The organism is Nocardioides sp. J54, assembly GCF_000519005.1.
Classification (GTDB): domain Bacteria; phylum Actinomycetota; class Actinomycetes; order Propionibacteriales; family Nocardioidaceae; genus Nocardioides.
On record NZ_JAER01000046.1, the window covers coordinates 1 to 23,223 of the forward strand.

At 72.7% G+C, this 23,223-nt stretch carries 20 protein-coding genes; 7 read left to right on the top strand and 13 right to left on the bottom strand.

Annotated features, from left to right (window positions below; genetic code table 11):
* The first annotated feature begins 269 nt into the window (after nucleotides 1-269).
* On the top strand, nucleotides 270-1,580 hold the full coding sequence (locus NOCJ54_RS0120115; protein ID WP_028656916.1) for an HNH endonuclease signature motif containing protein: 1,311 nt from the start codon (nucleotides 270-272) through the stop codon (nucleotides 1,578-1,580).
* Between the two features lie 511 nt (nucleotides 1,581-2,091).
* Here the strand turns inward: NOCJ54_RS0120115 and NOCJ54_RS27245 are convergent.
* Genes NOCJ54_RS27245 through NOCJ54_RS0120135 form a run of 4 tightly spaced genes read right to left on the bottom strand, consistent with a single transcriptional unit; the run spans nucleotide 2,092 to nucleotide 11,154 of the window.
* Nucleotides 2,092-4,152: a cation:proton antiporter gene (locus NOCJ54_RS27245; protein ID WP_051486182.1), complete on the bottom strand. Its 2,061-nt coding sequence runs from the start codon at nucleotides 4,150-4,152 to the stop codon at nucleotides 2,092-2,094.
* A 51-nt stretch (nucleotides 4,153-4,203) separates the two neighbouring features.
* Nucleotides 4,204-5,271: an ABC transporter permease gene (locus NOCJ54_RS0120125; protein ID WP_028656917.1), complete on the bottom strand. Its 1,068-nt coding sequence runs from the start codon at nucleotides 5,269-5,271 to the stop codon at nucleotides 4,204-4,206.
* Nucleotides 5,268-6,167, bottom strand: a complete 900-nt coding sequence (locus tag NOCJ54_RS0120130) for an ABC transporter ATP-binding protein (protein WP_051486197.1) — start codon at nucleotides 6,165-6,167, stop codon at nucleotides 5,268-5,270. The genes NOCJ54_RS0120125 and NOCJ54_RS0120130 overlap by 4 nt, the downstream gene beginning before the upstream one ends.
* 43 nt (nucleotides 6,168-6,210) lie before the next feature.
* The gene (locus NOCJ54_RS0120135; RefSeq protein ID WP_051486185.1) at nucleotides 6,211-11,154 is read right to left on the bottom strand and encodes an NAD-glutamate dehydrogenase; all 4,944 of its coding nucleotides are present in this window, start codon (nucleotides 11,152-11,154) and stop codon (nucleotides 6,211-6,213) included.
* Between the two features lie 97 nt (nucleotides 11,155-11,251).
* Between NOCJ54_RS0120135 and NOCJ54_RS28645 the strand changes: the two genes are divergently transcribed.
* Together NOCJ54_RS28645 and NOCJ54_RS0120145 are read left to right on the top strand one after the other, a co-directional pair.
* Nucleotides 11,252-11,734 carry a DUF2505 domain-containing protein gene (locus NOCJ54_RS28645; protein ID WP_028656920.1) on the top strand — a complete coding sequence of 161 codons (483 nt, stop codon included), beginning with the start codon at nucleotides 11,252-11,254 and terminating at the stop codon, nucleotides 11,732-11,734.
* A 2-nt stretch (nucleotides 11,735-11,736) separates the two neighbouring features.
* Entirely contained in the window at nucleotides 11,737-12,219 is a 483-nt protein-coding gene (locus tag NOCJ54_RS0120145) for a DUF2505 domain-containing protein (protein WP_036518965.1), read from the top strand.
* On the opposite strand, the gene NOCJ54_RS0120150 is transcribed toward NOCJ54_RS0120145, so the two are convergent.
* Nucleotides 12,216-12,407, bottom strand: a complete 192-nt coding sequence (locus tag NOCJ54_RS0120150) for a hypothetical protein (protein ID WP_028656922.1) — start codon at nucleotides 12,405-12,407, stop codon at nucleotides 12,216-12,218. The genes NOCJ54_RS0120145 and NOCJ54_RS0120150 overlap by 4 nt on opposite strands.
* A gap of 29 nt (nucleotides 12,408-12,436) precedes the next feature.
* Complete coding sequence (locus NOCJ54_RS0120155; RefSeq protein WP_232221845.1) at nucleotides 12,437-13,897, bottom strand: WS/DGAT/MGAT family O-acyltransferase; 1,461 nt, start codon at nucleotides 13,895-13,897, stop codon at nucleotides 12,437-12,439.
* Nucleotides 13,898-14,049: 152 nt separating this feature from the next.
* Here NOCJ54_RS0120155 and NOCJ54_RS0120160 point away from each other — a divergent pair, with 152 nt between their 5' ends.
* A complete protein-coding gene (locus NOCJ54_RS0120160; protein ID WP_028656924.1) occupies nucleotides 14,050-14,406 on the top strand; it encodes a hypothetical protein in 357 nt (118 codons plus the stop codon).
* On the top strand, nucleotides 14,403-15,761 hold the full coding sequence (locus tag NOCJ54_RS0120165) for a hypothetical protein (protein WP_198020284.1): 1,359 nt from the start codon (nucleotides 14,403-14,405) through the stop codon (nucleotides 15,759-15,761). Before NOCJ54_RS0120160 ends, NOCJ54_RS0120165 begins: the two co-directional genes overlap by 4 nt.
* Here the strand turns inward: NOCJ54_RS0120165 and NOCJ54_RS0120170 are convergent.
* Together NOCJ54_RS0120170 and NOCJ54_RS27255 are read right to left on the bottom strand one after the other, a co-directional pair.
* Complete coding sequence (locus NOCJ54_RS0120170) at nucleotides 15,751-16,968, bottom strand: AAA family ATPase (RefSeq protein WP_145725793.1); 1,218 nt, start codon at nucleotides 16,966-16,968, stop codon at nucleotides 15,751-15,753. The genes NOCJ54_RS0120165 and NOCJ54_RS0120170 overlap by 11 nt on opposite strands.
* 7 nt (nucleotides 16,969-16,975) lie before the next feature.
* Nucleotides 16,976-17,647: a hypothetical protein gene (locus tag NOCJ54_RS27255; protein WP_145725792.1), complete on the bottom strand. Its 672-nt coding sequence runs from the start codon at nucleotides 17,645-17,647 to the stop codon at nucleotides 16,976-16,978.
* Between the two features lie 101 nt (nucleotides 17,648-17,748).
* On the opposite strand from NOCJ54_RS27255, the gene NOCJ54_RS0120180 reads away from it, so the two are divergent.
* Nucleotides 17,749-17,985 (top strand): helix-turn-helix domain-containing protein, encoded by a 237-nt coding sequence (locus NOCJ54_RS0120180; protein ID WP_028656927.1) that lies wholly within the window; start codon nucleotides 17,749-17,751, stop codon nucleotides 17,983-17,985.
* An 18-nt stretch (nucleotides 17,986-18,003) separates the two neighbouring features.
* Here NOCJ54_RS0120180 and NOCJ54_RS27260 read toward each other — a convergent pair whose 3' ends face one another.
* From NOCJ54_RS27260 to sigE, 3 genes are read right to left on the bottom strand one after another with little or no spacing between them, the layout of a single operon-like run.
* Nucleotides 18,004-19,425, bottom strand: a complete 1,422-nt coding sequence (locus tag NOCJ54_RS27260) for a S1C family serine protease (protein ID WP_051486191.1) — start codon at nucleotides 19,423-19,425, stop codon at nucleotides 18,004-18,006.
* A 37-nt stretch (nucleotides 19,426-19,462) separates the two neighbouring features.
* Entirely contained in the window at nucleotides 19,463-19,960 is a 498-nt protein-coding gene (locus NOCJ54_RS28650) for an anti-sigma factor family protein (protein WP_051486193.1), read from the bottom strand.
* Nucleotides 19,957-20,556 (bottom strand): RNA polymerase sigma factor SigE, encoded by a 600-nt coding sequence (sigE, locus tag NOCJ54_RS27270; RefSeq protein WP_036518995.1) that lies wholly within the window; start codon nucleotides 20,554-20,556, stop codon nucleotides 19,957-19,959. Before sigE ends, NOCJ54_RS28650 begins: the two co-directional genes overlap by 4 nt.
* Before the next feature lie 173 nt (nucleotides 20,557-20,729).
* On the opposite strand from sigE, the gene NOCJ54_RS27275 reads away from it, so the two are divergent.
* Nucleotides 20,730-21,371: an O-methyltransferase gene (locus NOCJ54_RS27275; RefSeq protein WP_036518968.1), complete on the top strand. Its 642-nt coding sequence runs from the start codon at nucleotides 20,730-20,732 to the stop codon at nucleotides 21,369-21,371.
* A 9-nt stretch (nucleotides 21,372-21,380) separates the two neighbouring features.
* Here the strand turns inward: NOCJ54_RS27275 and NOCJ54_RS0120205 are convergent, their stop codons facing one another.
* On the bottom strand, nucleotides 21,381-22,961 hold the full coding sequence (locus NOCJ54_RS0120205) for a leucyl aminopeptidase family protein (protein ID WP_028656928.1): 1,581 nt from the start codon (nucleotides 22,959-22,961) through the stop codon (nucleotides 21,381-21,383).
* The gene (locus NOCJ54_RS29155) at nucleotides 22,958-23,125 is read right to left on the bottom strand and encodes a DUF3117 domain-containing protein (RefSeq protein WP_082612288.1); all 168 of its coding nucleotides are present in this window, start codon (nucleotides 23,123-23,125) and stop codon (nucleotides 22,958-22,960) included. Before NOCJ54_RS29155 ends, NOCJ54_RS0120205 begins: the two co-directional genes overlap by 4 nt.
* Nucleotides 23,126-23,223: the final 98 nt, after the last annotated feature.

The window sequence follows — 23,223 nt, forward strand, 5'->3', positions numbered from 1 at the left end:
AACTGCCTTCCGTGTCGATACCGATGGGGTTGGTCGACGCCGGTCGGGCGAGCAGACAGGACATTGATAAGGCACTTGCCAGGCTCTTATGAGGTCATGTCCGCCCGGCCGGCGCGCGGGGATCCCGACCCTCGGCCGGACCACAAGATGGTCAACCCAGCAGGGCGACAGTCGGAGGCTGAGGCACGACGATCGGGACCCCTTTCACTACTCCACAGGGAGCAGCGAGGACCAGCATCAATGTCGGTGGTCTCTGGAAGAATCCAGTCATGGAGCTCGGAACCAGCCTTTCGTCGAAGGTCTCGACAGCATCGCTGCTGTCGTGGATCGCCGACGACGCCGAGGCCCGAGCCCACCTCGAGATCCGCGAGTGGCAGCACATCGTCGCCTGGGCCGAGGCCAACACCGTCGACCAGCCCGACGAGGCAGCGACCGTGCGGGACGGGTTCCTCGACACCGGCATCCCGATCGCCGGACCGGGCGCGCCGATGGTGTCGGAGTTCGCGTTGATGGAGCTGATCGCCGTGCTGGGCCGCACGCCCGATGGTGGTCGGCTCTACGTCGGGAAGATCCTCGAGTGCGCCTGGCGTCTGCCCGAGCTCTACGCCGCGGTCCTCGACGGGCGCCTGGCTCCGTGGCGGGCGCTGCGCATCGCTGAGCTCACCCACCCGCTGACCCAACGGGCTGCGGCGTGGGTGGACCACCAGCTCGCCATCGCCGTGGAGTCCGTGACCTGGGCACAGATCGACCGCCTCGTTGAGGAAGCCATCACGCGGTTCGACCCCGAACGAGCCGAAGCAGAACGCAAAAAGCGGGCCGACCAACGTCGCTTCACCATCACGGGTGCCGACAGCGGCCTGGTCTACGTCGACGCGTTGATGGACGCAGCCGACGGCCACGACCTCGATCAGACCATCACCCGCCGGGCCCACCTCCTCGGTCAGCTCGGCGACACCGACTCCCTCGACGTCCGCCGCTCCAAGGCCGCCGGCGAGCTCGCCCGCCAGGACCTCTCCCTCGACCTCATCGTGAGTGACCCCGACACCGGCGAGGTCATCGCCAAGTCCCCCGGCCGCCGCAGCGTCCTCAACCTGCACATCACCGACACCACCCTGACCGGCGACAACCCCGTCGGACGCTGCGAGGAAACCCGTGGACCGGTCCTCGCCAGCCAGATCAGGGAGTGGCTGTCACTTCCCGGCTCCACGATCATCGTCCGACCCGTCATCGACCTGGCCGACTGTGTCCCGGTGGACTCCTACGAGATCCCCGACAGGCACCGCATCCGCGTGCAGCTGCGCGACCACACCTGCAGGTTCCCCAGCTGCACCACACCCGCGCAACGCTGCGACCTCGACCACGCGATCGAGCACAACAAGGGCGGACCCACCTGCCCCTGCAACCTCGTCCCCCTCTGCCGCAGGCACCACCGCGCCAAGACCCACGGCACCTGGACCTACCGCGTCCTGCGACCCAGCCACTACCTCTGGACCAGCCCCAACGGTGCCCGCTTCCTCGTCACACCGGCAGGAACGGACGTGATCGACCCGATCGACTCCCCCGAACCCGAACGACCTTGACCCCGCCCCACACCCCGCCACCCGGCGGGGTCATCACCATGTCCGGGGGTCGAAAACCCCGTTGGTTGAGGTGCGAGGCGCCCCAGCGCCGAGCCTCGAAACCTCCGGCCACGGTGCACCGGACAGTGCCCACCACAGCCCGCCTCGCAGGCCCGGAGGTTTCGAGGCTCCTCGCTCGCTAGCGCTCGTCACACCTCAACCACCGGGAGACAGACCCGAAGACGTCATACGTTCCGTGGCCTGGAGCCCACGATTTGTATGACGTCCCGAGGACGGCGGCCGCGCGCCGGCGGCGCGGACGCAGTCCGTGCCGGCAACCGCGCCGGAAAGCCGACCGGCAGGGCCCCGGGGTCAAGGATCGCGAAGCGACCGCGCAGCGGCGGAGCGCAGCGACGTCCTTGACGCCGGGGGCCGGTCGGCTACGGTGCGCGGCCGCCGACACCAACCACGCGACACCAACCACGTCGCCTGACCAACCCCGCCGCCAGAGACGCGACGCCCTCGCGCGCCGTCAGGCGCGGGCGGGCTCGCCGAGGGAGACGGTGCTGAAGTCCGTGGGCGCGGCGTCGAGCTCGGCGCGGACCCGGATGCCGGTGGAGGCGGCAAACATGGCGGTGACCTCGATCGGGGTGGCGGCGAGGGGGCCGGGGTCGGTGGGGGTGTCGGTGAGGGGGAGGCCGCGGGCCTGGAGGGCGGCGCGGGCGGCGTTGACGCGGCGGCCGTCGCCGCGGACCTCGAGGGTGGTGCCGCGGGCGAGGGCGAGGCGGGCGCCGAGGACGGTGGCGGCGTCGCCGTCGGTGTCGTTGGTGGCGTGGACGACGACGGGGGCGTCGTCGTCGGGCAGCGGGGTGCCGGCGGTGGCGACGACCACGGGCGACTCGTTGGCGGCGGCGACGGCGTCGAGGGACGGGTCGTCGGACCAGGCGACGAGACCCTGGGGCTGGAGGACGCCGACGAGCTCGACGAGGTCCTGCTCGACGTCGGCGCTGGGGTGGGCGATGACCCGGACGGGGACGCCGCGCTCCTCGCCGTAGTGGACGAGCACCTGCTGGCGCTCCATGGCGGCGGCCATCTCGGCGAGGTCGAGGGACATGCCGGTGCCGACCTCGAGGGGCCGGCCCTGCGGGGTGAGGTCGGCGATCACGATCTCGGCGGGCCGGGCGCCGCCGAGGGCGCCGACGGCGAGGTCGACGAGCAGGCGGTTGTCCTGGCCGTCGCGGGCGAGGACGAGGATCCGGTCGACGGCCTCCTCCCCCAGGGCGGCGCGCTCGGCCTCGGCGATGTCGCGGGCGACCCGCCGCTGCGGGTAGGCGAAGCCGAGGAGCGGGCCGGTCATGACGGTGGTGACCAGGGCCATCAGCACCATCATGGTGAACAGCTCCTCGCTGAGCAGCCCCTTCTCGAGGCCGACGTTGAGGATGATCAGCTCGGTGAGGCCGCGGGTGTTCATCAGCAGGCCGAGGGCGCTGGCCTGCCACGCCGGGACCTTCTGCAGCCGCGCGCCGACGTAGGCGCCGACGTACTTGCCGATGATCGCGACGGCCAGGATCGCGAGCAGCGGCAGGACGTGCTCGACCCCGAGTCCGCGGATGTTCACCTTGAGTCCGGAGACGAGGAAGAAGACGGGCAGCAGCAGGAGCACGGAGATCTGCTCGAGCCGGACCAGGATCTCGTGGCGCAGGGCGGCGGCCTGCTCGTGCGGGATGATCGCGCCGAAGAGGAAGGCGCCGAAGATGTAGTGGATGCCGATCACCTCGGTGGCCGCGGCGAAGAGCAGCATGCCGACGAGGACGACGGTGAGGATGGCCGGGGTCAGCTCCCCGGCCCGGTGGTAGGCCTTCGTCAGCCCGCCGAGGGCCGGGCGGACCACGAAGATCGCGAGCAGCACGAACGGGACGGCGAGGTAGATCGCCCAGCTCGGCAGGTGTCCGTGGCCGCCGTCGACGCCGGCGATCGCGAGCACCACGGCGAGCAGGGTCCACGCGATGATGTCGTCGGTGGCGGCGCAGGCGAGCGCGAGGCCACCGGTCTCGGTGCGCTGCATCCGCCGGTCGGTGAGGATGCGCGCCAGCACCGGGAACGCGGTGATGGACATGGCGGCGCCCATGAACAGCGCGAACGGCCAGAAGTCCGCCTCCGCGGGCTTGAGCGCCTCCGTGGCGTCGGTGTTGATGAACAGGTACGCCAGGCCGATGCCGAGCGTGAACGGCAGGAAGATCGAGCTGACCGACACCGCGCCGGCGACCTTCTCGCGGCCCTTGACCAGCGAGATGTCGAGCTCGAGGCCGACGACGAACATGAACAGCACCAGGCCCAGGCTGGCCAGGACCTCGAGGAAGGAGCGCTGGTCGACCGGGAACAGGTCGCCGCTGAGCTCCATGCCGAGCAGGCTCGGGCCGAGCATCACGCCGGCGGCGATCTCGCCCACGACCGGCGGTACGCCGACCTTCGCGACCAGCATGCCGGCGGCCCGGGCAACCACGATGATCAGCGCGAGCAGGGCCAGCACGACGGCGAAGTCGAGGACCGCTCCCGTCCCCGGCGACGCCGCGAGCACGGTGTGGTCGAGCATGGGGTCTCCTCCCGGACGTTCGTCGGACGCCCACGCTAGTGGCTGGAGCGGCTAGGCGGAGTCCCATCGGAAGAGTCGCGCCGCCAGCAGCCCCACGACGACCGCGAAGCCGGCCAGGATGAGCAGCGGTACGGCGGCCGCGGCCGGCCCCTCACCCCGCACCATCACGTCGAGCATGCCCGTGTTGAAGTGCTTGAGCGGCATCAGGTCCGACAGGCGCTGCAGCCAGGTGGGGGTGCCGTCGAGCGGGAAGAACGACCCGCTGAGGAAGGCCATCGGCAGGACCAGGAAGTTCGCCAGGTTGACCGCACCCTCGGTGGTCTTCGCCAGGGCGCCGGCGAGCAGGCCGACCGCCATGAAGCACAGGGTGCCGACCACCACGATCGGGATCGACATCCACCACGACCCGGTGAGCTGCAGGTCGAACGCCGCGGCGCCGAGGCCGAGGAAGACCGCGAGCTGCACCATCGAGATCGCCAGGGTCACCGCGACCCGCGCGGTCACGATGGTGCCGGTGCTGACCGGCGCGAGCTGCAGGCGGCGCAGCAGCTTCGACTGCCGCCAGCCCTGCAGGGTCGCGGCGGCACCGAAGGCGGCGCTCATCGCGATCGCCCAGCCGAGGAGGCCGGGCGTGACGTACTGGATCACCGAGAGCGACTCGTCCTCGACCCGCTCCGCGCTGAAGGAGTACGCCGGCGGGTTGCCCGTCGCTGCGACGTTGGCCCCGTCCACGAAGGCCCGCAGCGTGCCCTGGGTGACGGCGGCCTTCACCTGGTCGGTCTGCGTGTAGTGCGCGACCAGCTCGTCGCCGCGCTGCTCGATGGCCACGTCGGCGTCGCCCTTGCGGACCTCGGTGAGCGCGGCGTCGAGGTCGTCCTCCTCGGACACCTCGAAGGCCTCGTCGAACGCGGCGCGGGCCTCCTCCGGCAGCTCGTCGACCAGCGGCACGGAGCCGACCTTGATCAGGTCGACCTTCGGCTGGTCCTGGCTGCCGAGGATGCCGCCGAACAGGACGAGGAACATCAGCGGGAAGATGATGGCGAAGAAGACCGACGCGCGGTCGCGGAGGAAGCCGCGCAGCATCGCCTCCGACAGCGCCCAGAACGGTGTCGACCTCATGCGCGGTACTCCCGCCCGGTCAGGGCCAGGAAGACGTCCTCCAGGGTGCCGGTCTGCACCGTCACCCCGTCGAGGTGGTCACCCGCCGCGAGTGCGCTGATGACCCCGGCCGGGTCGCGGGTCACCAGCACCACGCCGTCGACGTCCTCGTGGGTCTCCTGGACGCCGGGGATCGCGGCAGCCTCGGCGGCGGTCAGGACGCCGGGCGCGACCGTGATCCGGGCCGGCGCGTCGAGGCCGCGGACCAGCGCGGCCGGGGTGTCGAACTGCAGGATCCGGCCGTGGTCCATGACCGCGACCCGGTCGCACAGCACCTCGGCCTCGTCCATGTAGTGCGTCGTCAGCACGACGGTGCGGCCGCTGTCGTTGATCGACGACAGCAGGTCCCACAGGTTGCGCCGGGCCTGCGGGTCCAGCGCGGAGGTCGGCTCGTCGAGGAAGACCAGCTCGGGGTCGTGGACCAGGGCACACGCGATCGAGAGCCGCTGCGCCTGCCCACCGGAGAGGTCCTCGACCCGGGTGGCGGCCTTGTCCGTGAGCCCCACCCGCTCGAGCCACTCGTCGGCCGGGCCCGCCCCGACGCCGTACAGGCTGGCGAAGGTGTGGATCTGCTCGCGCGCGGTGAGCCGTTCGAAGAAGGACGACGCCTGCAGCTGCACGCCGATGCGCGGCTGCAGGCGCGGGTTGCGCGGCCAGACCGGCTCGCCGAGCACCCGCACCTCCCCGCCGTCGGGCTTGCGCAGGCCCTCCACCATCTCGAGCAGCGTGGTCTTGCCTGCCCCGTTCGGCCCGAGCACGCCGACGAACTCGCCCTCGGACACCTGCAGGCTCACGCTGTCGACCGCGGTGAGGTCGCCGTACCTCTTGGTCAGGTCGTTCACGTCAATGGCTGGCATCGACACGACCCTAGAAGGTGGGGAGAGGCCTCTCAAATCCGTTTCAGGCGAGCAGTCCGCGCACCACCCGCAGCCCGACCGACACCTTCGCGAGGTCCGCCGGCTCGTCGGCGCACACCGCGCGCAGGGCGCCGATCGCCTGGTCGACGACGCCGCCGGCGTTGCCCTCCCAGCTCGCCACGCGGCGGGAGGCGAAGTCCTGCGGGTCCTCGTCCGACTCCGGCGACAGCTCGGCGGTCGCGGTGAGCACCTCGCCGGTGAGCTGCGCGTGCACGGCATGCAGGTCGTCGCGCAACGCCGCACGCGCCATCGTCTGCCACTGGTCGGCCCGCGGGAGCTCGACGATCCGCTGCTGCAGCGCGGACACCCCGAGCCGCTCCCCCAGCGTGAAGTGCACGCGGGCGACCTCGGCAGGCGCCAGGTCGGTGCGGTCGGCGATCTCGACGATGTTGAGCAGCGTGTAGGCCACGTCGAACGCCGCCACCCGGGCCGCGAGGTCCTCGGGCACCGACTGCGACTCCAGCGACGAGCGGCGCTTCTCGTACGACGACAGCTCGGCGCCGGTCAGCAGCGACGGGAGCTCGAGCATCGTCTCCTGCACCCGGCCCGCAAAGAACTCCACGTTGGCCTGGCTGTCCAGCGGGGGCCGCCGGTTGGTCACCAGCCAGCGCGAGGCACGCTCGACGAGGGTGCGCATCTCCACGCGCATCCGGGTCTGCAGGCCGGCGTCGAGGACGTTGTCGTACTGCTCCAGCTCGCGCCGCAGCTCCAGCGAGCCGTAGATCTCGCGCGCCACGAAGTTGGCGCGGGTGAGCTCGGCCGGGCTCGCGCCGGTCTCCCCCGCCAGCCGCGGCCAGTAGGTCATGCCGGCTCCGTTGACGAGGTCGTTGACGACCTGGGTCACGATGATCTCCCGACGCAGCGGGTGCGCGCCGATCTGCTCCGGGAAGCCCTCGCGGACCGGCTCGGGGAAGTACGAGCGCAGGTCGAGGTCGAGGTACGGGTCCTCGGGCAGGTCGGAGGCCAGCAGCTCCTCGGCGAGCACGATCTTCGTGTAGGCCATCAGCACCGACAGCTCCGGCTGGGTCAGCGCCCCGCCCGCCTCGATCCGCCGCTTCACCTCGCGGGTCGGCGGCAGTGCCTCCAGCTCGCGGTCGAGCAGGCCGCGGGACTCGAGGTCGCGCATCCACTGCTCGTGCACGTGCAGCAGCGACGGGGCGTTCCTGGCGGCGTTGGCCAGGGCGAGGTTCTGCTCGTAGTTGTCGCGCAGCACCAGCTCGGCCACCTCGTCGGTCATCGACGCCAGCAGCTCGTTGCGCTGCTTGGTGGTCAGGTCGCCGGCGAGCACGACCCGGTCGAGGAGGATCTTGAGGTTCACCTCGTGGTCGGAGGTGTCCACGCCGGCGGAGTTGTCGATGAAGTCGGTGTTGATCCGGCCGCCCTCGGCGGCGTACTCGATCCGGCCGCGCTGTGTGAAGCCGAGGTTGCCGCCCTCGCCCACGCAGCGGGCGCGCAGCTGGCCGCCGTCGACGCGGATGGCGTCGTTGGCCTTGTCGCCGGCGTCGGCGTTGGTCTCGGTCGACGCCTTGACGTAGGTGCCGATCCCGCCGTTCCAGAGCAGGTCGACCGGCGCGAGCAGGATCGCCCGCATCAGCTCGGCCGGGGTCATCCGCTCGACGTGCCCGGTGATGCCCAGGGCGCCACGGATCTCGGCGTTGATCGGGATCGACTTCGCACTGCGGCTGAACACGCCGCCGCCCTTCGAGATCAGCGACGTGTCGTAGTCCTGCCAGCTCGAGCGCGGCAGCTCGAAGAGCCGCTTGCGCTCGGCGTACGACGACGCCGCGTCGGGCTCCGGGTCGATGAAGATGTCGCGGTGGTCGAACGCGGCCACCAGCCGGATGTGCTCCGAGCAGAGCATGCCGTTGCCGAAGACGTCGCCGGACATGTCGCCGATGCCGACGACGGTGATGTCCTCGTTCTGGCAGTCGATGCCCATCTCACGGAAGTGGCGGCGCACGGACACCCACGCGCCGCGGGCGGTGATGCCCATCGCCTTGTGGTCGTAGCCGACCGAGCCGCCGCTGGCGAAGGCGTCACCGAGCCAGAAGCCGTAGTCCTTCGCGACGCCGTTGGCGATGTCGGAGAAGCTGGCGGTGCCCTTGTCGGCAGCGACGACGAGGTAGGAGTCGTCGGCGTCGTGGCGCACGACGTTCGTCGGCGGGACGTTCTTGCCGTCGACCAGGTTGTCGGTGACGTCGAGCAGGCCCCGGATGAACGTCTTGTAGCACTCGACGCCCTCGGCCAGCCACGCCTCGCGGTCGCTCGGGTCGGGCAGCTGCTTGGCGTAGAACCCGCCCTTCGCACCGACCGGCACGATCACGGTGTTCTTGACCATCTGCGCCTTGACCAGGCCGAGGATCTCGGTGCGGAAGTCGTCGCGCCGGTCCGACCAGCGCAGGCCGCCGCGCGCGACGGAGCCGAAGCGCAGGTGCACGCCCTCGACCCGCGGCGAGTAGACGAAGATCTCGAACTTCGGCCGCGGCTCGGGCAGGTCCGGGATCGCCGACGGCTCGAGCTTCAGCGCGAGGTAGGCCTTCGGGTCACCGTCGGCGTCCTGGAAGTAGTTGGTCCGCAACGTCGCCTGCACGTGGGTCAGGTAGGAGCGCAGGATCCGGTCGTGGTCGAGGCTGGCCACGTCGTCCAGGGCAGCGCTGATCTGGCTGACCAGGCCTTCCTCGCGCTCGGTGCGGCCGTCGTCGGCGCCCGGGTCGAAGCGGGTCTCGAACAGCAGCACGAGCAGCCGCGCCAGCTCGACGTTGTCGACCAGGGCCTGCTCGATCGAGTCGAGGGCGAACGGGCTGTTGCCCTGCCGCATGTACCTCGCGTAGGCGCGCAGCACCATCGCCTGGCGCCAGGTCAGCTGGGCGCGCAGCACCAGCCGGTTGAACCCGTCGACCTCGGTGCGCCCGTCCCACATCGCCCGCAGGGCGTCGGAGAAGAGCTCGCGGGCGTGGTCGGGCATGGCCTCGTGGTAGCGCAGACCGAAGTCGTAGACGTGGGTACGACGGTCCAGGCCGGTCAGCGAGTAGGGCCGCTCGTCGACGACCTCGACACCCATCGACGACAGCATCGGCAGCACGCCGCTCAGCGACAGCGGCTCCCCGACGCGGAAGACCTTCAGCCGGGCCTCGCCGTCCGCGGCGTCCAGGTCGGCGTAGAGCGACTGGTCGATGCCCGACTCGCCCTGGATCGCCTCGATCCGGCCGAGGTCCACCGCCGCGGCGCGGGGGTTGAAGTCCTCCTTGTAGGCCTCGGGGAACGCGTCGACGTAGCGCCGACCGAGCAGCGCACCGACCTCCTCGCCGTACTCCGCGATGACGGCCTGCAGGAAGTCCTCCTGCCACGAGCGGGAGGCGTCGACGAGACGCCGCTCGAGGTCGGCGCTGTCGATGTCGTCGGGCACCAGCTCGCCCTTGGGCAGGTGCACGACGAAGTGCACCCGCGCGGTCGTGGACTCGTTGATGCTCACGTTGAACTCGACGTCCTCGGGGCCGATCCGGCCGCGGCCGATCTGGTCGACGAGGATCTTCACGAACCGCTGGCGGACGCCGGTGTTGTAACGGTCGCGCGGCAGGTAGACGAGCACCGACAGGTAGCGGGCGTAGGTGTCGCGGCGGATGAACAACCGGACCGCCCGGCGCTCGCGCGCCTGCATCGCGGCCTCGACGATCGGCGACAGCTCCTCGACCGGGGTGTGGAAGAGCTCGTCGCGCGGGTAGGTCTCGAGGGTGTCGAGCAGGGCGGCGCCGTCGTGGCTGCGCGCGTCGTGGCCGCTGCGCTCGAGCACCTCGGCGACCTTCTCGCGCAGCAGCGGGATCTGCAGCAGCGACTCGGTGTAGGCCGCGCTGGACAGCAGCCCCAGGAAGCGACGCTCGCCGACGACCTCACCGGCGTCGTCGAAGGTCTTCACGCTGACGTAGTCGAGGTACGCCGGCCGGTGCACCGTCGAGCGGGAGTTGGCCTTGGCCATCACCAGCAGCGTCTTCTCCCGCGCCTTGGCCTTGACCGCCTCCGGCAGCCGGCTGAATGCGACGGAGGTGTCGCCGTCGACGGCCGTCTCGCGCAGGATGCCGAGCCCGGAGCCGGGCACCGGCCGCAGCACGTCCTCGGGCCCCTCGGAGTCCGCCAGCTCGACCTGGTCGAGCACGTACTCGCGGTAGCCGAGGAAGGTGAAGTGCTCGTCGGCGAGCCACCCCAGCAGCTCGCGGGTACGACGCACCTCCTCCGCGTCGAGCGGTGGCGGCTCGGAGCCGAGGCCCTCGACGATGTCGGTGACCCGGGCCTGCATCGCCGACCAGTCCTCGACGGCGGCGCGGATGTCGGAGAGCACCCGGTGGCAGGCGGCCGCGACCTCGTCGTACTGCTCGTCCGGGTCGTCGCTGCTGCCGCCGAGGCGGCCGATCTCGATGTGCATCCAGGACTCGCGCACCGCGTCCTCGGACGGCGTCACCGAGCCGGACGCGACCGGCTCCACCGACAGCAGGTGCCCGGTGTCGTCGCGGCGCACGTCGAAGGTCGGGTGGACGACGGTGCGGACGTCGTGGACCATCCGCGCCAGCAGCATCGTCAGCGAGTCGACGAGGAAGGGCATGTCGTCGGTGACGACCTCCACCACGGAGTGCCCGGCCGCGGACCAGCCGTGCTCGGCGACGGTCGGGGTGAACACCCGCACCTTCGCGGTCCCCGGCTCGCGCTCGAGCGCGAGGTGGTGGTGCGAGGCGAACGCGCCGTAGACGTCGATGTCGCTGCGGGCGGCGAGCTCCTCCGTCGCGACGTGGCGGTAGAAGGCCGGCAGCAGCTGCGGCAGGTCGTCACGCGGTGGTCCGCCGGATCCCTTCTGTGGTCCGGCCGCGGCGGCGGCCTGCTCGAAGATGCGGTCACGGTCGGGCCCCGTCGCCGAGGCCGGCAGCGTCGTCGTTGACACCCTCTCAACGTAGGCCGAACGAGTGACCTCGACAACATGCCGCCGTTACCGGCCGGTCACCATCGGCGCCGGGGACGGGTGGGCCATGATGGCGGCCATGAAGTTCCGAAGCGAGCTCGCCTACGAGGCGGGGCCGGACGAGGTGTTCGCCATGCTGGCCGACCCCGCGTTCCGCGAGAAGGTGGCCCGGGCGCAGGGAGTGGTGTCCGTCGACGTGACGATCACCCCGACCGCGTCCGGCTTCACGATGGTCAGCGACCAGGTCCAGGACACCGCCGGCCTGCCGGCGATCGCCCGCAAGATCACCGGGGACACCACCCGCGCCGTGGTGCGCGAGGAGTGGTCCGACGCCACGTCCGGCACCATCGAGATCACCGCCCCGGGCAAGCCGACCACAGCCAGCGGCACGGCCTCGCTCGTCCCCGGCAGTGGCGGCACGACCTACGTGCAGGAGCTCGAGGTGACCGTCAAGGTCCCGCTGGTCGGCGGGAAGCTGGAGAAGGTCATGGCCGACAACATCGACGAGGGCCTGTCCGCGGAGCACGCCGTGGGCACCGCCTGGCTGAGGGGAGAACGCTGAGCATGGCAAAGCGACTGGTGCACGAGATGACGTACGACGCGCCGCTGATCGAGGTGGCCGCGATGCTGTCGGACCCCGAGTTCCGGCAGGAGGTGTGCCGCAACCAGCGGGCCACGTCGTACACGGTGGCGATCGAGGGCGACGCCAACGAGAAGGCCGTCCGGATCGAGATGAGCCAGCCGACGGACAAGGTCCCCGGCTTCGCGAAGAAGATCGTCGGCGACAGCGTCACGATCGTGCAGACCGAGGCGTGGTCCAGCGCCTCGCACGCCGACATCCACGTCACGATCCCGGGCAAGCCCGGGGACATGAAGGGCACCGCGGTGCTCGTGGAGAAGGACGGCAGGACCATCGAGACCGTCACCCTCGACATCACGGTCAAGATCCCGCTCGTCGCGGGCAAGATCGAGGACCTGATCGCCAAGCTGCTCGGCTCCGCGCTGAGGGCCGAGGAGCGCACCGGCCAGGCCTGGCTGGCGCGCTAGCGAGCCTCGTCGGGGCCCGGTTCGCCGTCGGTGGACCGGGCCTCTTGCTGCTCCTGCTGCTCCTCGGCGAGCTCCGCCCGGCGCCGGAGCAGGATCACGATCCCGAGCACGACGAACGGGCCGAAGGCCAGGACGATGGTGGCGACCTGCTCGATCGGGTGCAGGGCGCCGAGGTGCTGCGGGATCACCCCGTCATCGTCGCACGCGACGGAACGGGTCAGTCGCGGGGCTTGGGCTTCGCGCGCGGGCCGCGCCGGCCCCGCGGCGCACGCTCCCGCGACGCCGTGGACAGGTCCAGCAGCTCGTCGAGGGCCTCGCGAACGCACGCGCCCAGCAGCTCGGCGTCCGGGATCCAGTCGCGGTCCGCGGTGATGCCGTAGAACACGCCGCCGTCGTACGACGTCACGCCGATCGCCAGCGGGTGCCCGGCCGTCAGCGGCGGCACCGGGAAGCTGGCCAGCATCCGCGCACCGGCGGCGTACAGCGGCGCCTGCGGCCCGGGCACGTTGGTGACGGAGAGCTGGTAGCCGCGGCGCAGCTCGGTGGCGGCGACCCGCGACCCGATCGCGTGGAAGGTGGTCGGTGCGAAGCCGGCGATCCCGGCGAGCCGGTTGGCGGCGACGCTGCGACCGGTGTCCTTGTGCGCCTGGAAGGAGTAGGACACCTGGTGCAGGCGCACCACCGGGCTCGCCTCCCCGATCGGCAGGTCGACGAAGTGGGCAGCGATCTGGCTGCCCAGCGAGGTGGCCTCGAGCTCCTCGTCGATCACCGAGACCGGCACGACGGCGCGGACCTGGCGCAGCCCGCCCATCGACTCCGAGCGGGTCATCAGCCACGCCCGCAGCGCGCCGGTGACCGTGGCGAGGATGACGTCGTTGACGGTGCCGCCGTGGGCCTGGCGCACGGTGCGGTAGTCGGCGAGCTTCGTCTCGACCGTCACCACTCGGCGCTGCTGCGACAGCGGGCCGTTGATCACGCCCCGCTGGCGCTTGGGTCGCCGGCCGGTCGCGGCGGCGACGAAGGAGCGGACCCGCTCGCTGCGCCGGTCGGCCTCGCGGGCCAAGGCGCGCGAGCCGGTGCGCACCGAGTCCAGCAGGACGCCGGGGTCGGTGAGGTTCTCGCGGACGGCGCCGCTGAGCAGCGTGGCGGGGTTGGGCGAGCGCCGCGGCGCCCAGTCGTCGGGCTCGAGCTCACGGGACTCGGGCTGGAGGTCGAGCAGCAGCTGGCCGAGGTCGACGGTGTGCACACCGTCGACGAGCGCCTGGTGGGTCTTGGACAGCAGCGCGACCCGGCCGCCCTCGAGGCCCTCCACGAAGTAGATCTCCCACAGCGGCCGGCTGCGGTCGAGCGGGCGCGAGACGATCCGCGACACGAGCTCGAGCAGCTGCGCCGACGTACCGGGGCGCGGCAGCGCCGAGCGGCGCACGTGGAAGCCGATGTCGAAGTTCTCGTCGTCGACCCACACCGGGTTGGCGAGGTGGCCGGGCACCGACTGCAGCCGCTGGCGGTAGCGCGGCACGAACGCGATCCGGTCACGGATCAGCTCGATCAGCCGGGCGTGGTCGAACGCCCCCTCCCCCTCGCCCGGGTCGAAGATCTCGATCGTGGCGTTGTGGAGAGGCGTCTCCGGCGTCTCCTCCGCCAGGAACGTCAGGTCGCGCGGACGCACCCGATCCACCACGTCGTCCTCCAACCTGTCGGCGACCCCCGGGGAACCTCGGGCGACCGGCCCCATCCGGCCGCCTTGGGGTCTGCATGAGATTCTGGCAGAGACCCGGGAGCCGGACCTGAGTGGTCCGTCGTGTGTCGGCTCCCCGACGAGGAGGACAGATGCGGCTGCGCGCTGTCGGCGCCGTGCTCTGCGGCGTCGCCCTGCTGGGAACGGTCACCGCCTGCGGTGACGACGAGAAGAGCGGGTCCGACGAGGTGGTGACGATCGACATCACCATCGAGGGCGGCAAGGTGGACCCGAGCGGCGAGCGCGTCGAGGTCGGTGCCGGCCAGCCGGTCGACCTGGTCGTGACCGCCGACGAGCCCGGCGAGCTGCACCTGCACTCCGACCCCGAGCAGCAGCTGGAGTACGACGCCGGCACGACCACGCTGGGCATCGCCATCGACCGGCCGGGCGTGGTCGCCGTCGAGTCGCACGAGCTGGGCCAGATCATCGTCCAGCTCGAGGTCCGTTGACCGGCGGCACCGGCGGCACCGGCGGCACCGGCGGCACCGTCCTGGCCCACGGGATCGGCGGGCAGGCCGACCTGCCGATCTCGCTGGAGCTGGCCGTCTCCGGTGCGGTCGCGGCGCTGGTGGTGTCGTTCACGGTGCTGGTCGTCGCCTGGCGCCAGCCGCGCTACGACGGCAAGCCGGTCACCGGCCGGGCGGTGTGGTCGTGGCTCGACCGCCTCGTGTCGTCGAGCGCCTTCCGGGTGGGTGCGCGCGTGCTCGGGCTGGTCCTGGCGGCGTACACCGTCGCGGTGGCCGTGGCCGGCCAGGACGCGCTGACCAACCCGTTCTTCGGGATCTTCTTCGTCTGGTGGTGGGTCGGCCTCGTCTTCGCCTCCGCGCTGCTCGGACCGGTGTGGAGGGCGATCAGCCCGGTCCGCACCCTCAACGCCGGGATCGCGCGGCTGGCCGGGAGCGACCCCGACGCCGGGCTGCTGCCCTGGCCCGAGCGGCTCGGCTACTGGCCGGCCGCGGTCGGGCTCTACGCGTTCGTGTGGTTCGAGCTCGCCTACGAGTACCCCACCGAGCTCGGGTCGGTGCGCTTCTGGTGCGCCGTCTACGTCGGGGCGATGCTCGTCGGCGGAGCGGTGTTCGGCAACCGCTTCTACGAGCACGGCGACCCGTTCGAGGTGTTCTCCTCGCTCATCGCGAAGCTCTCGCCGTGGGCGCGCGACGAGGAGGGCCGCCTGGTGCTGCGCAGCCCGCTGGCGAACCTGTCGACCACCGCGCCGCAGCCGGGCCTGGTCGCGGTCGTCGGCGTGCTCTTCGGCAGCACCGCCTTCGACTCCTTCCGCGAGTCGACGTTCTGGGTGCGCTTCTACCAGGACGCCAGCATCGGCAAGGTCTACCTCGACAACGTGGCGCTGCTCGTGTTCGTCGTCCTCGCGGGCGGCCTGTTCGCGCTCGGCAGCGCGCTCACGCCGTCGGCCGAGGGCCTCGCGCGCCGGGAGCTGCCACGGCTCTACGCCCACTCGATCATCCCGATCATCCTGGGCTACTTCGTGGCGCACTACCTGACGCTCTTCGTCGACGTCGGCACGCAGACCCTGGCCCGGGCCAGCGACCCCTTCGGCAAGGGGTGGGACATCCTCGGCACGGCGGCCGTCGAGCCGTCGTACTGGTTCTCCTACCACCCGCAGGTGCTGGCCACGATCAAGGTGCTCGCGGTCGTCGTCGGCCACGTCGTCGCGGCGGTCGCCGCCCACGACCGGGCCCTCACGCTGTTGCCGAAGCGCGACCAGGTGACCGGCCAGCTCTCGCTGCTGGTGGTCATGGTGGCGTTCACCGCCGGCGGGTTGATGTTGCTGTTCAGCGCCTGACGGCCATCGCGTCGAGGAGCGCGCCGACCGCCCTGGACAGCGACGAGTCACCCGACTCCACGAGCAGCCGGCCGGAGACGAGCGCCCGGTCGACGGCCGGCTGGTCGTCGGGCAGGAAGTGCACGCCGCTGCCGGCGCCGAAGCCGGCGAGCATGTCCACGACGTCGGACTCGCGCCAGCCCAGGGTCGGCCGCATCCGGTTGACCACGACCCGCGGCGCGACGCCGGGGAGCAGGTCGTCCAGGTCGGTGAGGGCGCGCGCCAGGCGGGCCAGGCCCACCGGGTCGGCCCCGCCGACGAGCACCACGTCGTCGGCCGCCTCGAGCGCCTCGCGGGTGAGGTCGTTGCGCGCGGGGCGGGCCGGGTCGGCCGCCGGGTCGACCTCGATGCTGAAGCCGGTGTCCACGACGACCTGGCCGTCGCGGCGGGCGTGCTCGAGCAGCGCGGCCAGCGTGCCCGGCCGCACCTCGGCCCAGCGATCCGGGCGCGGCAGGCCGGTGACGACCCGCAGCCGGTCCGACAGCCGGCGCTGCACGCCGGGGAACCGCTCCGCCACGGTGCCGGACGCGACGAGCCGGGCGGCGGCCAGCAGGCCGGAGACCTCGTCGAGGATGCCGAGCTGCTGCGCGACCGCGCCGCCGTAGGGGTCGGCGTCGACCAGCAGCGTGCCGAGGCCGCGCCGCGCCAGCTCGCCCGCGAGCGCGCTGGCGACCGTGGTCCGGCCCGGTGCGCCCGCCGGGCCCCAGACCGCGACCACCCGGCCGGGCACACCGTCGGCCGCGGCTCCCCCGTGCGGCGCCGGCAGCGTCGGGTCGGGCAGGGCTGGTGCGGCCGGTGGGGCCGTCGGGTCGGCGGGCAGCGAGGTCACCACGCCGGCCACGTCGGCTGCACGGCCTGCGTCGAGCAGGGTCACCAGCCCGACCCGGGCCGCGAGCGGGCGGGTCGCGGCCGGGTCCGTGGTCACCCCGACCACGCGGACGCCGGTGCGCCCGAGCTCGTCGACCACGCCGGCGTCGAGCCCGGCGAGGTCGGCCGGCAGCACCGCGACGTCGGCCTGGCCGGTGCTGGCGGTCGCGAGCAGGTCGGCGACGTCGACGCAGCGCTTGAGCACCACCGTCGCCGGGTGCTCCTGCAGCGCGGCGAGCGCACGCGGCTCCCACGCCGCGCCGGTCGAGACCAGCAGGACGACGGTGACGTCGGGGCTCACCACGGCGTCACGACCGCTGGTGGATGCGGATGACCGGGTCCTGCAGGCCGGCGAGCAGCCGCTCGAACGCCGCCGCCTGCCCGTCGTCGACCGCCACCACGACCTGCCGCGTGCCGGAGACGGCGAACGTGTCGTCGTACGCGGGCGCGGCGAGGACGGTCACCTCGCTGAGCGCCGGCTCGGTGCCCGGCGGCGCGTCGTCCGGCGCGGCCGCACCGTCACGCACCCACACGTCGACGACCGCGCCGGTGGCCACGTCGGGCGAGACCTGCTGCGGGTCGACCGCGAGCGGGACCTGGACGACCCGGACGCTGTCGGCCGCTCCGACCGAGGAGCGGGCGAGCAGCTCGCCGGCGCCGACCGGCCGGGTCAGCACCAGGGCGTCGGGGACGGGCTCGTCCGCCGGGAAGTAGCGCTCCAGCGTCGCGTCGTCGGCGAAGCGCACCCGGTGCACCTCGAGGTCGCCGGCGACGACCGGTGCACCGCTCCCCCGGTCGGCGGCCAGCCCCCAGACGGCGACGGTGTCGTCGGCGGCCGCGAGCAGCCGGGCACCGAGGACGACCGAGCCGGCGACGAGCAGGACGCCGACCCACAACCGCGGGTCACGCCACCCCGGCCTGGCCACGCGGGTGGCCGGCGGGACAGGCGTGCCCGGAGAGCTCCCGAGATCTCTGGACACCGGCTCATCATGCAACCCGCCGCCGTCGGCCGCCAGCCGCTCGTCCACAGGCCGCGCGTGCCGCGCTCGGCAACCGCCGGGCCGGGTGCGACGATGGCCCCATGGCCGACACCCCGAGGTTCCTCACCCTCGCCGACGTCGCCGAGGTGCTGAACACCTCCAGCGCGCAGGTCTACGCGCTGGTCCGCCGCGGCGAGCTGCCCGCGATCAAGCTGGGCGGCCGCGGCCAGTGGCGCGTCGAGGCGGCGAAGCTGGAGGAGTTCATCGCCACGCAGTACCGCCTCACCCAGGAGTACGTCGCCGAGCACCCGTTCGTGGACTCCGACGCCGACCGCTGAGGCTCGTGGTGAACGCGCTCAGCCGTCCTCGCCGTCGAGGGTGACCTCGACCTTCTGCTCGTCCTTGCCGCGCTCGACGGTGAACTCGATCGTCTGGCCGGGCTGGTAGGTCCGGATCGCGACGATCAGGCCGATGCCGTCGGTCACCCGCACGCCGTTGACGTGCGTGATGATGTCGCCCTTGCGCAGGCCCGCGGCCTCGGCGGGGCTCTTGGCGATGATCTCGTCGAGCTCGGCCCCCTCGCCGGTCGGGATGCCGCCGGTCTTCACCTTCGCGCCGATGACGGGGTACTGCGCCTTGCCGGACTTGAGGATCTGGTCGGCGGTGATCCGCACCTGCTCGACGGGGATGGCGAAGCCGACGCCGATGTTGCCGGCGTCGCGGTCGGTGGAGCCGCCGCCACCAGCGGTGGCGATGGCCGAGTTGACCCCGACGACCTCGCCCTTCTGGTTGACCAGCGGGCCGCCCGAGTTGCCCGGGTTGATGGCCGCGTCGGTCTGCACCGCGTCGATGTACGACGAGTCGTCGGCCGTGCGGCCGGTGGTGACCGGGCGGTGGAGGTAGCTCACGATGCCGGAGGTGACGGTGTCGTGCAGCCCGAGCGGGGAGCCGACCGCGACGACGGGCTCGCCGACCTGCAGCTTGGCGGAGTAGCCCATCGTGGCCGGCTTGAGGCCGTCGAAGTCCTGCACGAAGAGGATGGCCAGGTCGTAGACCGGGCTGCGGCCCACGACCTCGGCGTCGTAGCGGTTGCGCTGGTGGTCGACCACGACGATCGGGCCGCTGTTCTTCGCGGCGTCGGCGACGACGTGGTTGTTGGTCACGATGTGCCCGTTGGAGTCCATCACCCAGCCGGAGCCGGTGGCGCCGGCGTCCTGGCCGTCGTACTCGGCGAGGATCTGGACGGTGCTGGGGAGGATCACCTTCGCGACGTCGGCGACCGAGCCGGGTGCGTCCAGCGGCGCGACGTCCTCGAGGTCGACGTCGGAGAGCCCACCGGTGGCGTAGCCGGGACCCTGCACGCCGCCGTCGTCGGAGACCTGGTCGTAGGCGAGGGCGCCGAGGAAACCGCCGCCGAGGCCGACGAGCAGGGCGATGAGCGCGACGAGCGGCCAGCGCAGGCCGGCGGAGCTGCCGGGCTGCGGGCGACGGACCGACAGGTCAGCGGTCGTCGGCGGCGCGGGCGGGGCCGGCGGCAGCAGCGAGGGAGCCATCGGCGGGGCCTCCGGCGGCCCGGCCTGGGGCTCGGTGCGCAGCTCACCGAGGGAGTCGGACGCCAGGACGGCGGTCGGCTCGGGCCGGCTCGGCTCCTGCGGGAGCGGGGCGGTGCCGGGGGCCGGGGGCGCCCAGGGGGACACCGGCGGCGGGGCCGGCTCCGCGCCACCCTCGGCCGCGATGGGCTGGGTGGGCTCCTGGTCGTCGTCGTGCTCGTCGTTCACCGGTCCATCATCGCCGATGGGTCCAACGGGGACCGGTTCAGGGCAGCATGCGGCGCACCGGGATCGGCTGGCCCGTCCCCCCGCCGTACAGCGTGCTGCCGGTGCCCGTGCTCGGCGCAGGGGTGGCCGGGGTGCTCGGCACGTTGGTGCCGATCTGGGTGACCGGCGGGCGCCGGTCGGCCGGCGGCGCGGAGGACGAGACGAAGCCGAGGGCGACGACGCCCAGGATGGCGGCGCCGACGGCGCTGCCGCCGATCACGACCGCGCCGGTACGCCGCGCGGACGTCTCGCGGCACGGCCCGGCCAGCAGCGCGTCACCCGGCGGCATGCTCATCAGCGAGCCCTTGAGGCCCGAGGGGGCGGCACCGGCGTCGCCGCACAGCCCGGCGAGCCGGGTCTTGACCCAGCCCTCCCGCTCGACGAGGTCGCGGCAGGCGTGGCACGAGTAGACGTGCTCCCAGGCCTCCTCGGTCTCCCGCGCGGAGAGCTGGCCGTCCAGCAGCGCGCTGACCCGGTTGCCGAGGTGGCCGATCACGACGTGGCCACCGGTGAGACGGGACCGGCGTGCTGGGTGCGGCCGGGGGCCGGGGCGCGGTGGGCGAGCGCCTTGCGCAGCAGGGACCGGCCGCGGTGGATGCGCGAGCGCACGGTGCCGAGCTTGGCGCCGAGGATCTCCGCGATCTCCTCGTAGCTGAGGCCCTCGATGTCGCAGAGCACGACCGCGGCGCGGAAGTCCGGCGGCAGCGCGGCGAGGGCGGCCTCGACGTCGTCGTCGAAGGTCTGGTCGGCGTAGGCGAGCTCGGGGGCCGGCGAGGCGCTCGCCAGCCGGGCGGCGCGCTCGTCGGACAGGGCGTCGAACCGGATCCGCTGCTTGCGGCGGGCCTGGTCGAGGAAGAGGTTCGTGGTGATCCGGTGCAGCCAGCCCTCGAAGGTGCCGGGGCGGTAGGTGTGCAGCGAGCGGAACACCCGGACGAAGACCTCCTGGGTGAGGTCCTCGGCGTCGTGGCGGTTGCCGGTCAGGCGCAGCGCGAGGCGGTAGACACGGTCGGAGTGCTCCTCGACGATGCGCTCCCAGGAGAGCTCCGGGTCCCCGGGCGCGGCCGGGGGCTGTCGATCGACGGGCTCCCTCATGGTGGCCTTCTTCCGCTGGATCAGCGCCAAGGTGTGCTGGCTCCTCTCACGCTAGGGGTCGGTCCTGAACGTTCCCTGTGAAAGAACCCAACGAACGGCGTGGACCCACTGTTCCCGCCTCCGACGCGACGGGCACCGCGGGGAATAGGGTTGGCCCCGTGGCTCCGACTCCCATGAACGCGACCAGCTGGACCTTCGCCGACACCTACGTCGACGAGGACGACGTCCTGGCGGCTGCCCGGGCGCGCGCCGAGGAGGTCGGCGTGACGCCGATCGGCGCCGGCACCGGCGCGACCCTGCGCCTGCTCGCCTCCGTCCTCGACGCCCGCGCGATCGTCGAGATCGGCACCGGCACCGGCGTCTCCGGGGTGTGGCTGCTGCGCGGCATGCGCCCCGACGGGGTGCTGACCACCGTCGACGTCGAGGCCGAGCACCAGCGCCTGGCGAAGGAGTCGTTCAAGGAGGCCGGCATCGCGCCGCAGCGGGTGCGCACCATCGCGGGCTCCGCGCTCGACGTGCTGCCTCGCCTCACCGACGGCCACTACGACATCGTCTTCGCCGACGGCGACAAGCGCGAGTACGGCGCCTACCTCTCCGAGGCGCTGCGCCTGCTCCGCCCCGGCGGCGTGGTGGCGTTCGACAACGCCCTGTGGCACGACCGGGTCGCCGACCCGGCCCAGCGCGACGACGAGACCGTCGCGATCCGCGAGCTGGTCCAGCAGGTCAAGGACACCGAGGGCCTCGTGCCGGCGCTGCTGCCGGTCGGCGACGGCCTGCTGGTCGCGAAGAAGGAGTGGGTCCCCGAGGCCGACTGACCCGGTCGGTCAGTCCCCGATGCCGGCGAGCGGCTCGGGGGTGCCCAGCCAGCTGAGCAGCGCGCGGGCGCCGAAGCCGGACGGCCCGACCGTCCACTCGTGCCACTCCTTCTCGACGTCGCCGACGGAGGCGATGTCGAGGTGCGCCCACGGGACGTCGCCGACGAAGTGCTGCAGGAACAGCGCAGCCGTGATGGCGCCCGCACCGCCCGGGTCGTTGGCGGCGTCGGCGACCTTCGAGGCGAGCTTGTCCTCGTAGCCGGCGTAGAGCGGCAACCGCCACAGCGGCTCGCCGGCCCGCTCCCCCGCCCCGGCGAGCGCCGCAGCCAGGGCGTCGTCGTTGGCGAACAGCCCGCCGACCTGCTGGCCGAGCGCGACCTTCACCGCGCCGGTCAGGGTGGCGACGTCGACCACGACGCTCGGGCGCAGCTCGTCGACGGCGAACGCGAGGGCGTCGGCGAGGACCAGCCGGCCCTCGGCGTCGGTGTTGCCGACCTCGGTGGTGCGACCGCCCCAGTGCGTGATGACGTCGCCGGGGCGCAGCGCCGTGCCGGAGATCGCGTTCTCCGCGGCGGCGACGAGGCCGACCACGCGGACCGGGCAGTCGACGTCGGCGAGCGCGGCCATCGTCGCGAGGACGACGGCACCGCCGGTCATGTCGCGCTTCATCGAGCCCATCGCGGCGCCCGGCTTGATCGAGAGGCCGCCGCTGTCGAAGGTGATGCCCTTGCCGACGAGGACGACGAGCGGCAGCTTCTTCGCCGCCCGGGCCGAGACGCCGGCAGGCGTGTAGTCGAGGCGGACCAGGCGCGGCGGCGTGGCCGAGGCGGCGCCGACGGCGAGGATGCCGCCGAAGCCGTCCTTCGCGAGCCGTTCCTCGTCCCAGACGTCGATGTCGAGCCCGGCGGCCTCGGCGAGCCTGCCGGCCTGCTCCGCCAGCCAGGCGGGGTTCTTGAGGTTCGACGGGACGGTCGCCAGCAGGCGCGAGCGCCAGCCGGCACCGCCGAGGGCGACGGCCCGCTCCAGGACCGACCGGTCGTCGCTGAGCGTGGGCCCGGCGAGCACGACGCGCCGCACCGGCGTGTGCTCGGGCCCCTGCGAGCGCCAGTGGAAGACGAAGCCGCCAAGCATCGTGCCGACGACGAACGCCTCGAGCGCGGCGTCGGCGTCGTCGTGCACCGACGGGATCGAGGTCGCGACCGCAGCCCGGTCGCGGACGGCGCGCGCCAGCGCGGCACCGGCGCGGCGCAGGTCGGTGGCACCGGCCTCACCGACGCCGACGAGGACGACCAGGCGCAGGTCCGGGTTGCTGGCGGTGCCCTCGGGCACGGGGACCAGGGCTACCTCGCCGGTGGCGCCGGTCAGACCGTGGACCTCCGCCACCCCGACCAGGTCGGTGCCGAGCTCGTCTGTCAGCTCGGCCGAACCCGGCCCGAGCAGCACCGGGCCGTCGCCGTCCCCCGGCAGGACCGGGAGCGCGACGACGTCGACGCCGCGGATCGCGCCGGGGAGCGAGTCACTGAGCGCGAACTCGGGCGGGTTGACCTGTCCGGGGAGGACGGGTCGGGCGGCTGCTGCGGGTGAGGTCACCCGACGACGTTCTTGAGCGCTTCGCCGAGCGCGGAAGCCTCCTCGGCGTTCAGCTCGACCACGAGTCGGCCGCCGCCCTCGAGCGGGACGCGCATCACGATGCCGCGACCCTCCTTGGTCACCTCGAGCGGACCGTCGCCGGTCCGAGGCTTCATCGCCGCCATGCGGCACCCCTCTTCCACTACCTCAGCGTGCTGTCGGGCGCCCTGTGCACCCGAACTGTGCGCCGCACCATTATCGCCCATGCCACACAAACCTCGCA

Coding starts and splice junctions, on each gene's coding strand:
- NOCJ54_RS0120115 (WP_028656916.1), top strand. CDS start 270: ATGGAGCTCGGAACCAGCCTTTCGTCGAAGGTCTCGACAGCATCGCTG.
- NOCJ54_RS27245 (WP_051486182.1), bottom strand. CDS start 4,152: ATGCTCGACCACACCGTGCTCGCGGCGTCGCCGGGGACGGGAGCGGTC.
- NOCJ54_RS0120125 (WP_028656917.1), bottom strand. CDS start 5,271: ATGAGGTCGACACCGTTCTGGGCGCTGTCGGAGGCGATGCTGCGCGGC.
- NOCJ54_RS0120130 (WP_051486197.1), bottom strand. CDS start 6,167: ATGCCAGCCATTGACGTGAACGACCTGACCAAGAGGTACGGCGACCTC.
- NOCJ54_RS28645 (WP_028656920.1), top strand. CDS start 11,252: ATGAAGTTCCGAAGCGAGCTCGCCTACGAGGCGGGGCCGGACGAGGTG.
- NOCJ54_RS0120145 (WP_036518965.1), top strand. CDS start 11,737: ATGGCAAAGCGACTGGTGCACGAGATGACGTACGACGCGCCGCTGATC.
- NOCJ54_RS0120160 (WP_028656924.1), top strand. CDS start 14,050: ATGCGGCTGCGCGCTGTCGGCGCCGTGCTCTGCGGCGTCGCCCTGCTG.
- NOCJ54_RS0120180 (WP_028656927.1), top strand. CDS start 17,749: ATGGCCGACACCCCGAGGTTCCTCACCCTCGCCGACGTCGCCGAGGTG.
- sigE (WP_036518995.1), bottom strand. CDS start 20,556: ATGAGGGAGCCCGTCGATCGACAGCCCCCGGCCGCGCCCGGGGACCCG.
- NOCJ54_RS27275 (WP_036518968.1), top strand. CDS start 20,730: ATGAACGCGACCAGCTGGACCTTCGCCGACACCTACGTCGACGAGGAC.
- NOCJ54_RS29155 (WP_082612288.1), bottom strand. CDS start 23,125: ATGGCGGCGATGAAGCCTCGGACCGGCGACGGTCCGCTCGAGGTGACC.